This is a genomic window from Pseudomonas sp. LjRoot71 (genome assembly GCF_964253255.1).
GTDB lineage: Bacteria > Pseudomonadota > Gammaproteobacteria > Pseudomonadales > Pseudomonadaceae > Aquipseudomonas.
Genome location: NZ_CAXURA020000001.1, coordinates 2,825,916 through 2,838,948, shown reverse-complemented (window position 1 = coordinate 2,838,948; position 13,033 = coordinate 2,825,916). Strand labels below are relative to the sequence as shown.

Genomic DNA, 13,033 nt, shown 5'->3' with positions numbered 1-13,033 from the left:
CGGAGCGAACCTGCAAGAGACGAGCGGCGCACGGCGCACCTGGGGCGGTGCCAGAGGCTCGCCAGGGGACGGGCGAGCACATCTTGTTCCCTACGCAGGCCTTAACCTGATCAGGTTCAACGGGATCCGGCAGCTGCCAATCTCAGCCCCGCAATTGGGGCACCCCGACAAGAACCCGGCCAGTCTAATCAACCCCAGGCAATAAAACCAACCCGCGAGTCAAATATTCATGACCCATGCGTCGGATAATGACGAAGCCGACGCCAACACCCGAATTGTTGCACCCAGGCAACATAGCTTGTTGCAAACTACACTACAGCCGCCATAACTGCCCTTGACCCCCTAGGCACGGCCCCTTAGCCTTGTCGATTACCGCCAAATTCAGGATTTCCCCTAATGTTGCGCAGACTCTCTCTGGCTATCGCCGTGGCCGCCGCGTCCAACGCAATGGCCTGGGCTGAACAAGCCCCGCTGTCCACCAAAACTGACCTGGTCACGGTTTACCAGGAAGCCGCCGCCAACAACGCCGACCTGGCCGCCGCCCGTGCTGATTATGAAGCGCGCAGTGAAGTGGTGCCCCAGGCCCGCGCCGGCCTGCTGCCGAACCTGTCTGCCGGGGCCAACCTGAGCGACACCCGCACCCAGATCGATTCGCCAGCCAACACCAGCTCGCGCAGTGGCACCGTGTACCAGGCCAACCTGAGCCAGCCGCTGTTCCGTGCCGACCGCTGGTTCCAGTTGCAAGCGGCCAAAGCCAGCAACGAACAAGCCGTGCTGGAGCTATCGGCCACTGAACAGAACCTGATTCTGCAAAGTGCTGAAGCCTACTTCGCCGTGCTGCGTGCCCAGGACAACCTGGCTTCGACCAAGGCTGAAGAAGCCGCCTTCAAGCGCCAGCTGGACCAAGCCAACGAGCGCTTTGATGTTGGCCTGTCGGACAAGACCGACGTGCTGGAAGCCCAGGCCGGTTTCGACACCGCCCGCGCCAACCGCATCATTGCCCTGCGCCAGGTGGAAGATACCTTCCAGGCCCTGACCACCCTGACCAACCGCGATTTCAGCGCCCTGGAAGGGATCGAGCACAGCCTGCCGATCCTCGCCCCGACGCCGAATGACGCCAAGGCCTGGGTCGACACCGCCGCCGCGCAGAACCTCAATCTACAGGCCAGCAACTACGCCGTTGAAGCCGCCGAAGAAACCCTGCGCCAGCGCAAATCCGGCCATGCGCCGACCCTGGATGCAGTGGCCAGCTACCAGAAAGGCGACAACGACAGCCTCGGTTTCAGCAACAACGCCGCCACCGTCAATCGCTTCAGCGGCGACGTCGAGCAGCGCTCGATTGGCCTGCAACTGAATATCCCGATCTACAGCGGCGGCCTGACCAGCTCCCAGGTGCGCGAGTCCTACCAGCGCCTGAATCAGACCGAGCAGCTGCGTGAAAGCCTGCGCCGTCAGGTGGTGCAGAACACCCGCAACCTGCACCGCGCGGTGAACACCGATGTGGAAACCGTGCAGGCGCGCAAGCAGTCGATCATCTCCAACCAGAGCGCCCTGGAAGCCACCGAAATCGGCTACCAGGTCGGCACGCGCAACATCGTCGACGTGCTCGACGCCCAGCGTGAGCTGTACAGCTCGGTGCGTAACTACAACAACGCGCGTTACGACTACATCCTCAACAACCTGCGCCTGAAACAGGCAGCCGGCACCCTCAGCCCGGACGACCTGAACGCCCTGGAGCAGTACCTGAAATCCGACTACAACCCGGACAGCGACTTCCTCCCGCCAGACCTGGCCAAGGCCGCCGAGGCGCAGTTGCGCAGCAACTCGCAGTACTGAGTTGGTAAAACAAAAAATCCCGCTGAATCAGCGGGATTTTTTATGGAACACCATTTGTAGGAGCGAGTCATGCCCTCGATTGCAATCTCGCGGGCATGACTCGCTCCTACATAACCTATTGCGATTTACCCTCAAGCAAGCGCCCAAGCCCAGCCAGCAAACGCGCCAGTGCGCCCTGATTGGCCTGCATCACCGCCAACCCTGCATCACGCATGGCCAGTGCTGTTTCGGGCTCACGCCATAGTTGCGCGACTCGCTCCGCCAAACCGTTCGCATCCGCCACCTCGCTCAACGCACCGGCAGCGCGCAACTGCGCGGCAATCTCAAGGAAGTTGAACAGGTGTGGGCCGCTTAATACCGGTTTGCCCAGCGCCGCCGGCTCCAGCAGGTTATGCCCGCCATTGGCCACCAGGCTGCCGCCGACAAAGGCGATATCGGCCAGGGCATACAGAAACAGCAGCTCGCCCATGGTGTCGCCGAGCAGCACCTGGCCACTCGCTTGCACCACCTCGCCCGTAGAGCGACGCTGGGTATTGATGCCCTGCCGCTGGCACAGCTCGAACACAGCATTGAAACGCTCAGGGTGGCGCGGCACCAGAATCAACAGGGCATCAGGAGTCTGCTTGAGCAGCTCACGGTGGGCGGCTAGCACGACCTCGTCTTCACCGGCATGGGTGCTCGCAGCGATCCATACCGGACGCTGTGTCGCCTGCCATTGCTCACGCAGGGCGGCGGCACGAGTCAGCAGCGCCGGATCAATCGTCAGATCAAATTTGATCGAGCCAGTGACTTCCACACACTCAGGCCGCGCACCCAGGCTGCGAAAGCGTTCAGCCTCCAGCGCTGTCTGCACCGCCAGCAGGTTCAGCTCGGCGAGCATCGGCGCGGTAAGGTTGGCAAAGCGCGCATAACCACGGGCCGAGCGCTCGGACAGCCGTCCGTTGGCCAGCGCCACCGGGATGCCACGCTTGGCGCACTGGTGGATATGGTTGGGCCACAGCTCGGTTTCCATGATCACCGCCAGCTGTGGCTGCACTTGATCAAGAAAGCGCGCGGCCGCCCAGGGCAGGTCATACGGCAGATAGCAATGCTGCACGCGACCGGCGTACTCCGCACCACCGAACATCGCCTGAATGCGCTCCGAACCCGTCGGCGTCATGCAGGTAATGGTGATCGGCAACTGCGGATAACGCGCCAGCAACTCACGCACCAACGGCGCCGCAGCAATACTCTCGCCCACCGACACGGCATGCAGCCAGATACCGCCCGGTTTGAGCGGTGGCAGGCCAAAGGCAAAGCGCTCGCCAATACGCTTGGCATAAGCCGGCGCCTGCCAGGCGCGCCAGGCCAGACGCCCGGCCACCAGCGGCAGACCGAGATGAAACAGCAGGGTGTAGAGGCTTCTATTCATGGCGCGCAGCTTAACAGAGTGGTTGGGACTGATCAGCCGATGGCCTGCAGGTGCTGGGCAAAGCATTCCGCCAGCCATAACGCGGCCGGCCCCAGCGCCTCATCACGCCGACAGACCAACTCGACCACCAGCGGTGGCGGCACCCAATCGCTGTTTAATTCCACCAGTTGGCCTTGATACGTCGGGTACTGCACCACATGGCGTGGCAACCAGGCCCAGCCCAGGTTACGTATCAGCAGTTCGGCCATGGCGTAGAAACTGTCGGTGCGCCAGACCGACGGGCTGAGTTGCTCGCCGCCTGGGTACTGGCTGTCCTGCGGTGCCATCAACAATTGCCGATGGCGCGCCAGTTCACGCCGATCGACATGCCCACCCCGCGCCAGGGCATGCCCCGCCCCGCATACGGTGACCATCTCGATGGTACCCAAGCGCTGACGCTCCAGCGCATCAGGCATGTGTTCATGGTGAAACAGCAGGCCGAGGTCAGCGCGGTGCTCAAGCAGCTTGCGCGCCACATCGCCCTGGGCACCGCTAGCCAACTGCACCTCCAGCAGCGGGAATTGCTGAGCCAGCGCCTCCAGGCTGTCGAGCACCGGCTGATAGGGCATCGCCTCGTCCTGGGCCAGACGCAGGCGCACCTCTTCACCACGCACCAGGCCCAGCGCCCGCCCTTCCAGACGCTGACACTGGCGCAGCACCTCGCGCGCCTCTTCCAGCAGAGCCGCGCCGGCATCGGTCAGGCGTGGTTGGCGGCCGCTGCTGCGCTCGAACAGGCGTACGCCAAGGTCGGTTTCCAGCATGGCAATTGCGTTACTCACCGCCGATTGCGCGCGCTGTATTTGCCGCCCCACAGCGGAGAACGACTGACCATCCGCAACACTGACAAACAGGCGAATCTGCTCCAGGCTCCACTGCATAACCCATCTCCATTTCAGATAGGTAATGACTTTATCCCATCCGCATGATCACTAGAATGGCGGCCAGATCACTATGGAGGCCACATCATGGGCGGCTATCTCTACCTCGCTATTGCCATCACGGCCGAAGTCATCGCCACCACCTCGATGAAGGCCCTGGATGGATTCAACAAACCTCTACCCCTGCTGCTGGTTGTAGTCGGCTACGCCATTTCGTTCTGGATGCTCAGCCTGGTGGTGAAGACTATCCCGGTCGGCGTTGCCTATGCGGTGTGGGCAGGCCTGGGCATCGTGCTGGTGAGCATCGCGGCGGTGTTTCTCTACCAGCAGCGGCTGGACCTGCCGGCCATGCTCGGCATGGGCCTGATCGTCGCCGGCGTGGTGGTGATTCAGCTGTTCTCGCAAAGCGTCGGCCACTGAGAACCTGCCCAACGCCTGCTGCGCTTCGGCCCTGCGGCGTTAAAAACAGGCTCGGAATGCTCATTTACATCAGTAAACTCCGCTTCCTCGCCTGTTTTTGCCTTGCATGGCTCTAGCTCGCGAGACGTTGAGCAGGTTCCGGGGTAAGGCGCTGGCGCGGGCGGGTTATACTGCGCGCCTGTTTTCCCGTTGAGTCACCTGCATGTCCCAGGCATTGAGCACCGATGTTTTGATCGTGGGCGGCGGCATTGCCGGCCTTTGGCTGAATGCGCGCCTGCGCCGTCAGGGTTTCGCCACCCTGCTGGTGGACAATGCCCGCCTCGGTGGCGGCCAGAGTGTGAAATCCCAGGGCATCATCCATGGCGGCGCCAAATACGCCCTGCATGGCGCGCTGACTGGCGCCTCCGAAGCCATCGCCGATATGCCACGGCGCTGGCGCGAAGCCCTGGCGGGCACTGGCGAGCTGGACCTGAGCGGCGTGCGCCTGCTCTCCGATGCCCACTACCTGTGGTCGCCTGGCAGCCTGGCCGGCAATATCACCAGTTTCTTTGCCAGCAAGGCGGTGCGCGGCCGAGTCGATCAGGTCAAGGGCGAGCAGCTGCCACCGGCCCTGCAGCACCCGAAATTCAAGGGCAAGGTCTATCGTCTGGCCGAATTGGTGCTGGATGTGCCGAGCCTGATCAGCCGTCTCAGTGAACTGGCTGGCGATGGTTTGTTGGCCGCCGAGCGCATTGAGCCGCTACGGGAGAATGGCGAGTTGGCCGGCCTGACCATCGATGGTCGCGAGGTTCGCGCGCAACGCATCATCCTCAGTGCCGGCCGTGGTAATGCCGAATTACTCAGCGCCCTTGGCCTGAGCCAACCGGCTCAGCAACTGCGCCCGCTGCATATGGCGCTGGTCAAAGGCCCGACACTCAAACCGCTGTATGCCCACTGCCTGGGCGGAGGACCAAAGCCGCGCGTGACCATCACCACCCACCCGGCAGCCGACGGCCAATGGGTCTGGTACCTGGGGGGCGATCTGGCCGAAGCGGATGGCGTAGCCCGCGACGAAGCCGCGCAGATCCAGGCGGCGAAAAAAGAACTGAGCGAGCTGCTGCCCTGGGTCGACCTGTCCGCTGCGCAATGGGCCACGCTGCGGGTAGAGCGCGCGGAGCCTGCGCAGTCCGGCCTGGTGCGTCCGGATAACGCCTTCCTGCATGAGCAAGACAAACTCCTGGTGGGCTGGCCGACTAAACTGGCCCTGGCCCCGGACTTTGCTGACCGTGTACTGGCTGCCCTCGACCGCGACGGCATTCAGCCGACCGTACATGCACCCCTGCCTGCACTGCCACGCCCGAGCGTCGCCCCTGCCGTCTGGGAGGAACTGTTCTGATGCATCCCCTGCACAGCCTGCACAACCTGCATCGCCCACTGGGTGCCACCGAGCTGCGGGTTTCCCCGCTGGGCCTGGGCACGGTCAAGTTGGGCCGCGACCAGGGGGTGAAATACCCCAACGGTTTCACCATCCCCGATGACGCCGCAGCCCGTGAACTGCTGGCCCAGGCCCATGATCTGGGCATCAACCTGATCGACACCGCGCCGGCCTACGGCACCAGCGAAACCCGCCTCGGCCCGTTGTTACGCGGCCATCGTCAGCAGTGGGTGATTGTCAGCAAGGTCGGCGAAGAGTTCGAACACGGCCAATCGCACTTCGACTTCAGCCCGGCGCACACCCGTTTCTCGGTGGAGCGCAGCCTCAAGCGCCTGGAAACCGACTTTATCGACCTGGTTCTGGTGCACTCCGACGGTAACGACGTGGCGATTCTGCGTGACAGCGGCGTGTACGAAACCCTGGCCGAGCTCAAGCGCGAGGGCAAGATTCGCGGCTTCGGCCTCTCCGGCAAAACCGTTGCAGGCGGCCTGCTGGCCCTTGAGCAGGGTGATTGCGCCATGGTCACCTACAACCTCAACGAACAAGGCGAACAGGCCGTACTCGACTATGCCGAACTGCACGGCAAAGGCATCCTGATCAAGAAGGCTCTGGCCAGCGGTCACGCCTGCCTGGCGCCCGGTGTCGATCCGGTGCGCGCCAGTTTCGAACTGATCTTCGGCCACCCAGGTGCCTGCAGCGCGATTATCGGCACCATCAACCCGCAGCACCTGGCGCACAACGTCGCCACGGCCGCCGCTGTAATTCAGGATATTGCCTGACGGGTCTCATCCGGCGATCTGTGCCAAGCTCTCAGCCCATGCCCACGCTGATACCCGCGAGGAGTTGCCATGCCACGCACCCTGGTCTGCAAAGCCCCCAACAGCTTCAAGACCCTGCAACTGTTTGTCGAAGCAAGCCCGGAAGGGCTGGTTTACCAGGGCCTGGGCATGCCGCTGAACTTTGCGCAGATGCTGGAAAAACGCAAACCGGTGACCGTGGCCGACAGCCAGCGCTTTGCCGTGGAGCTGGCCAATCTGGGGGTTTCGGTGCGCCTGACCCTCAACTGGCAAGGTCGTGATCACTGGATACTGGTGCGCCAGCGCCGGGCGGATCGTGGCGACGTGGTGCTCAAGCTGATTTCAGGTTACGTACCGACCCACGAACTCAACCTGCCGCTGCTCACCGCAATTCAGGAAGTGGCCGAAGAATGCCTGCTGGAAACCCCGGAAGGCTGGCTCAGCGGACGCTTTGGCGACACCTGGCTACCCACGCCCTACCAGAGCAGCCTACGCTACCGGGAAACCGCGCACTTCAGCCTTAGCCCGCTGTCCGGCGCCGCGCGCCCAGTGCAATGCGGCAACCTCAAGCTGCTCGAACGCCCACGCGCCTACGTGCACCTGCCGACCGCCTCGCTGCAGCTGGTCTACGACTTGCGCCTGGAGCTGCCCAAGGAGACACGCCAACTCAGCCTGCTGCATGTCGATGAGCATCTTGAGGATGGCCAATTGATCGCCCGCCTCAACCGCGCGCGGCCCGACCTGTTTCTGATTCCGCTGGAGGAGGGACGGCCGACCGCCGAGCTGCTGACCCTGAAGCAGGGCCAGCTCTCACCCGCCAGCACTCGCGGTCTGTGGCTGGCCGAAAGCTTTGCGCCTCAGGACGGCTGGCTGGTACGCGATGAGCGCATTCGCTGGAAAGATTGGCTGGTGCAGACACAAAAAAGCCCCACCTAAGCAGGGCAAAAAGGGATTCAAGGCAAGTGGGCTGGGCTCACCCAGCCCGCGTGAACAACTACTTCAATTCGCTGGAGCTCTTGCCCAGCAGGCGCCGCGCCACAATCAGCAACTGGATCTGTTGGGTGCCTTCAAAGATGTCGAGAATCTTCGAGTCGCGCGCCCACTTCTCCAGCAACTCATCTTCGCCGTAACCCAACGCGCCGGCCAGTTCGACGCATTTCAACGTCACCTCGTTGGCCACGCGCCCGGCCTTGGCTTTGGCGATGGAGGCCTCCCTGGAGTTGGGCAGCTTGTTGTCGGCCATCCAGGCGGCTTTCATCGTCAGCAGTCGCGCGGCCTCCCATTCGGCCTCCAGGCGATAAAGGGTCGCCTCGGCATGGCTGACGCTGAGTAGCGGCGTGCGGTAATCCAGCTTGCAGACTTTTTTCAGCAGCTCGCGGGTACGATCCAGCGAGGCCTTGGCCACACCGACCGCCATCCCGGCGACCAACGGACGGGTGTTGTCGAAGGTTTCCATCACCCCGGCAAAGCCCTTCTGCACATCAATTTCCGGGTTACCGAGCAGGTTGGCGGCCGGCACGCGGCAATCGCTGAAGCTGATCGCGGCGGTGTCCGAGGCCTTGATGCCGAGCTTCTTTTCCAGCCGGGTGACGGTCATCCCCGGCGTGCCGTGCTCGACCACAAAGGACTTGATCGCTGCACGGCCGAGGCTCTTGTCCAGGGTGGCCCAGACCACCACGGCGTCGGCACGCTCGCCGGAGGTGACGTAGATTTTCTCGCCGTTGAGCACGTAGTGATCGCCGTCCTTGATCGCCGTGGTGCGGATCGCCGCCGAATCCGAGCCGCAGCCCGGCTCAGTAATCGCCATGGCCGCCCAGGTGCCGCCGAAGCGCGCCAGTTGCTCATCGTTGGCCACCGCCGCAATTGCCGCGTTGCCCAGGCCCTGACGCGGCATTGCCAGCAGCAGGCCGACATCGCCCCAGCACAGCTCCATCACCCCGAGCAGGGCAGAGAGATTACCGCCATTCTTGATGCCTTCCTGTTGCTCGCGGGCTGCGCCACGCTTGCTCGCCGAGGTGGCACCGATGGCGTCCGGCGATCCGGCGTTCATGCCATCAAGCAGCGCCGCGAGCAGATCCAGCTCCTTGGGATAGGCATGCTCAGCCTTGTCGTATTTGCGTGAAATCGGCCGAAAATAATTCTCCGCCACCTGATGGGCCTGATTAACCAGGCCACGGAATTTCTTTGGGGTTTCCAGATTCATTTTGAGGTGCCCTTAAAGCTGGAGACCGCCGGCCATAACTGCCAGCGCACGCACGTCGCGGTACCAGCGCTCGGCTGGATGTTCTTTGGTAAAGCCGTGGCCGCCGAGCAATTGCACGGCATCGGTGCCGATCTTCATGGCCTTTTCGCTGCACAGCAGGCGTGCCAGATAGGCTTCGCGCTGAAACGACAATCCCTGCTCGGCCCGCGCGCAGGCACGCCAAACCATCAGGCGCATGGCATCCAGCTCCACCGCCATATCGGCGACCATAAAGGCCACGCCCTGGCGATGGCTGATCGGCTCGCCGAAGGCCACCCGCTCGTTGCAGTACGGCACCACATAATCCAGCGCCGCCTGCGCCGTGCCCACGGCCAATGCGCACCAGGCCAGCCCGGCATAATCGAGAAAGCTCTGGTAGTTGAACGATTCGGCCGCCAATCGCGCCTCAACCGGCACCTTGACGCCATTGAGCCGCACGCGCGTCGTGCTGCCAGCCTTCAGCCCCATGGCCGGCTGCGGGCTACGTTGCAGACCTTTGGCGCCGGCCTCGACAACAAACAGCCCCGGACCATCCGCCGCTTGCGCAGCGACAATCAGCTGGCTGGCGTCCAGCCCGCGCAACACCAGGCTCTTCTCACCGCTGAGCACATAGTGTTTGCCGCGTTTACGCGCACGGGTCGCCAGCTTGTGCGGATCAAACAGCGGCGTCGGTTCATTTACCGCAATAGCCATCACCGGCGCAGGCGCCTCGCCGACAAAGGCTGGCAGCCAGCAGGCCTGCTGCCCGGCATTGCCCCAACGGCGGATGCAGTTGGCCGCCGACAAGGGAACCAACAAAGCAGCGGCCAGGGACAAATCGCCCTTGCCCAGCGCCTCGGCAATCAATGCATTGCTCAATGTGGTGCGCTCACCGGCCATACCGCCCTGCGCCTCACTCACCGCGTAGTGCGTCAGCCCCAGCTCGTGCGCCTGATTGAGCAACGCGGCCGGCAGCGCAGCCTGTTCATCGGCATCGTGGGCGAGCGGGCGCAGCACTTCACTGGCGAAAGCCTCGAGCATCTCCACCAGCATCTGCTGCTCATCGGAGAGGGACAGATCGAACAGCGCATCCGGGTCAACCGGACGCGGCAATTTGGCAGCTTTGCCCGCACGCTGCGCCGCCGCGCGAAAGCTCGCACGGCTGCCCGTGTAGATCAGTTTTTCGAAGGGTTTGCGCAGCTTCAAACGGTCCGGCCAGTCAGCCTGGGCGACTCGATTCAACACTGCCAGGGCACGGCCCTGTACGTCGGAACTCATGGCATCTCACTCCATACGGGGGATGCCAAGGATCATGCGCGCGGTCAGAGCAAGCGCCTATGACCGCGCCGACGCGAATGGCTGGCAAAGCAGCCAGTCACTGGTCTTGGAAAATCTCTCTGAACATTGGCACCAAGAGGCGATTACCAAATTCACTGAGATGATCAGGATCTCGGTACAGCGGCCGGCCATCCTGTGCACTACGGCAAAGCCCATCCGAGCACAATGCAGGCAAGGGATCTAACAACCGAGCACCACACTTCTCAGCAGCATCGTCCTGCAAGGCCCAGACAAATGCATGGCGCTTTTTATATTCGGCGATAGACAAACTAATCTCACGCTCCTGGCCAAGCATCATTGCACGCCCCATACGAGTCGGAACATCAACCGCCATTTCAGGGGTAGGACGAACAATATAAAACGGATGGTGCTCAGCTAAGCGGCATGCAGTTTCCAGATAGCGCTCACGGAACTGATCCAGGAAGGCATCAGTAAAGTGATCTGACGCTTCACCGAAGTGGAACGTAGGTTTATCGCCAGTAGGTAGGCCTCCCCGAATGTACTCGGATGTACGTCCAACCATTACGATCGGAACACCTGCCGGGTAGCTGGAGTACTCCCTCTCCAAATCCTGGTTGAGTTTCTCGCAATACGGCTTGTCATTCGCAGTGCGCATGCCAAAAGCTACCAAACAGCCACTACCACCGCGAAATAGAATGCCGCCTTGATGCTCTGGCAATGCAGCCTGCAATGCCGTGACCACCGCATCAGCATGGCTATCACCAATCAAAACCGCACGAACAGGCTCCTCACCATAAATGCAGGATTTTTCTGGATCCAAACACTCTTTCAAACGAGGATTGTAATTGTCGCGCTCAGCCTCGATCACGGCCACTGCGTCAGGCAGGCGGTCAGGAATACCGCTACGACGAACCTGCTGAGCAACGGTGGCAGTCAGCGCCAGCACTACGACCAATACGAGTCCAGCACGCCCAGCAGACAACAGGCTTAAACGGCGTCGAGCAGGAACCTCTACGAAACTGTACGAGAGATGCCCCAGCAACAATGAGGCGACAATCGCTACGGCAACCCAAAGGGGATCGCTAAGTTTTTCCAGATAAGCCAGCGCCACCACTAACGGCCAGTGCCAGAGGTAAATTGAATAAGAACGGGTACCAAGCCACTGCGCTGGGATATTAGCGGTCCACAGTGATTGACCGCGTGCAGCCAACAACACCAGAGCCGCGCCGATTACTGGAAGAAGAGCCCAGCCACCCGGCCACACACTGTTCTTATCGAGTAATGCGATGGTCGCAATGATCAGGCCAAAGCCCACAAGTTCAAGCAGCTTTTGCACCATGCTGGGCCACGCCCGCTGCCCCAGCATAAATACCAGAGCACCCGCCAGCATCTCCCAAGCACGTGTTTGAATCAGGTAAAACGCTTCACTGGGTGCAACTGCAGTGCGCCATATGCACAAAACCAACGAAATGACAAAAAATAAACCGAGCAAAATTGTAGCGGCACGGCGTCCAGGCAAAAGCTTGTTCACCAACATCAAAGCCAACGGTAGAAGCAAGTAGAACTGCCACTCCACTGACAGCGACCACGTGTGTAGAAGCCACTTCTCCTGAGAGGCAACATCAAAGTAACTCGACTCATCGAAGTATCGTAAGTTGGAACTAAACGTCAGACTTTCCCGTGCATGTTTACCCAGCTGCTTATATTCCTCCGGCATCAGGAAGAACCAGCCAAAAATCAGGGCGACCACACAAAGTACAACCAGCGCGGGGAAGATACGACGCGCACGTGCGAGATAAAAACGCCAAATAGAAAAATCATTGCGTTCAATGCAGCCAATGATGATCCCGCACATCAGATAACCGGAGATAACGAAGAACACGTCCACTCCAGCAAAACCGCCACTGATGCCAGCAACGCCAAAGTGATAAAGCACTACTGCCATCACTGCCCAGGCGCGCAGTCCATTGATATCCTGCCGAAACTCCTGCGCTACTGCGCCTGCGGCTGCACTCACCTTGTTTCTCCCCCATGTATCAAAAACGTCACCAGACGCGTTTCTCTTTTAGTTATATGAGCTGACGGTCCCAGCGAACACCGCGCTTGACAATCTTTGCTGGCACACCAGCAACCACACAATTACCCTCATCGAAGGCTTTAGAAACGAGTGAGCATGCTCCCACAACCGTTTCTTGGTGAAGTACCGTCCCTTTGAGGATTTGTACATCACGCCCAATCCAAACCCGATCCGCGATACATACATCACGCGAAGGGTTGATACGTTTGCCGCTTTCTACATCGATGATCGAATGCTTATCGCCAGTACGGATAAGGATGTCCGTGGAAAGCATGCAGTCATTACCAATGTCGATGCTCGCGGCTTCGTCAATCAGCAGATAAGCGCCCTCCACAGTGGTATCAACACCGATGCGGATATGCTGACCAGATGTATGGCGAAGATAAATTTTCCCTGAGCTAAAACGCGTGCGAGCACCAATTTCGACGAGGTTATTCTCTCCATCAATACGAATTTCGCAGTGACTAATTTCTACCCCATCTCCGATAATTAATCGGTTATTGCGGCCACCCAGCTTGATGGTAACTTTCTTCATCAAATATTCGGCACTTTGGGGAAGCTCGATAAAATTACCGGCTTTGATCTTACGTCGATTTTTATAGGCCAAATTGCGCAGTAATAGATACAGTCGATCAAACATA

11 protein-coding genes and 1 riboswitch are annotated in these 13,033 nt (G+C 60.8%); of the genes, 5 read left to right on the top strand and 6 right to left on the bottom strand.

What is annotated here, in order from left to right; all coding sequences use genetic code 11:
* Positions 1-70: 70 nt before the first annotated feature.
* A riboswitch (TPP riboswitch) is annotated at positions 71-177 on the bottom strand.
* Between the two features lie 219 nt (positions 178-396).
* Positions 397-1,836, top strand: coding sequence for a TolC family outer membrane protein (locus ACSQ17_RS13370; protein WP_436069203.1), 1,440 nt, complete (start codon positions 397-399; stop codon positions 1,834-1,836).
* 115 nt (positions 1,837-1,951) lie between these two features.
* Here ACSQ17_RS13370 and waaA read toward each other — a convergent pair whose 3' ends face one another.
* Both waaA and ACSQ17_RS13360 read right to left on the bottom strand, forming a co-directional pair.
* Positions 1,952-3,247: a lipid IV(A) 3-deoxy-D-manno-octulosonic acid transferase gene (gene waaA / locus ACSQ17_RS13365; protein ID WP_436069202.1), complete on the bottom strand. Its 1,296-nt coding sequence runs from the start codon at positions 3,245-3,247 to the stop codon at positions 1,952-1,954.
* Between the two features lie 32 nt (positions 3,248-3,279).
* On the bottom strand, positions 3,280-4,164 hold the full coding sequence (locus ACSQ17_RS13360) for a LysR family transcriptional regulator (protein ID WP_436069201.1): 885 nt from the start codon (positions 4,162-4,164) through the stop codon (positions 3,280-3,282).
* Positions 4,165-4,251: 87 nt separating this feature from the next.
* Between ACSQ17_RS13360 and ACSQ17_RS13355 the strand changes: the two genes are divergently transcribed.
* From ACSQ17_RS13355 to ACSQ17_RS13340, 4 genes are all read left to right on the top strand, one after another.
* Complete coding sequence (locus tag ACSQ17_RS13355; RefSeq protein WP_090249763.1) at positions 4,252-4,584, top strand: DMT family transporter; 333 nt, start codon at positions 4,252-4,254, stop codon at positions 4,582-4,584.
* A 202-nt stretch (positions 4,585-4,786) separates the two neighbouring features.
* A complete protein-coding gene (locus tag ACSQ17_RS13350; RefSeq protein ID WP_436069200.1) occupies positions 4,787-5,959 on the top strand; it encodes an NAD(P)/FAD-dependent oxidoreductase in 1,173 nt (390 codons plus the stop codon).
* Positions 5,959-6,777 carry an aldo/keto reductase gene (locus ACSQ17_RS13345; protein ID WP_436069199.1) on the top strand — a complete coding sequence of 273 codons (819 nt, stop codon included), beginning with the start codon at positions 5,959-5,961 and terminating at the stop codon, positions 6,775-6,777. The genes ACSQ17_RS13350 and ACSQ17_RS13345 overlap by 1 nt, the downstream gene beginning before the upstream one ends.
* Positions 6,778-6,846: 69 nt before the next feature.
* The gene (locus ACSQ17_RS13340) at positions 6,847-7,731 is read left to right on the top strand and encodes a metal ABC transporter ATPase (RefSeq protein WP_436069198.1); all 885 of its coding nucleotides are present in this window, start codon (positions 6,847-6,849) and stop codon (positions 7,729-7,731) included.
* Between the two features lie 58 nt (positions 7,732-7,789).
* On the opposite strand, the gene ACSQ17_RS13335 is transcribed toward ACSQ17_RS13340, so the two are convergent.
* From ACSQ17_RS13335 to ACSQ17_RS13320, 4 genes are all read right to left on the bottom strand, one after another.
* Positions 7,790-8,998 carry an acyl-CoA dehydrogenase family protein gene (locus ACSQ17_RS13335; protein ID WP_436069197.1) on the bottom strand — a complete coding sequence of 403 codons (1,209 nt, stop codon included), beginning with the start codon at positions 8,996-8,998 and terminating at the stop codon, positions 7,790-7,792.
* A gap of 12 nt (positions 8,999-9,010) precedes the next feature.
* Positions 9,011-10,294, bottom strand: coding sequence for an acyl-CoA dehydrogenase family protein (locus ACSQ17_RS13330; RefSeq protein ID WP_436069196.1), 1,284 nt, complete (start codon positions 10,292-10,294; stop codon positions 9,011-9,013).
* A 97-nt stretch (positions 10,295-10,391) separates the two neighbouring features.
* Positions 10,392-12,332, bottom strand: a complete 1,941-nt coding sequence (locus ACSQ17_RS13325; protein WP_436069195.1) for an acyltransferase family protein — start codon at positions 12,330-12,332, stop codon at positions 10,392-10,394.
* A gap of 52 nt (positions 12,333-12,384) precedes the next feature.
* Complete coding sequence (locus ACSQ17_RS13320) at positions 12,385-13,032, bottom strand: acyltransferase (protein ID WP_436069194.1); 648 nt, start codon at positions 13,030-13,032, stop codon at positions 12,385-12,387.
* Position 13,033 lies beyond the last annotated feature (1 nt).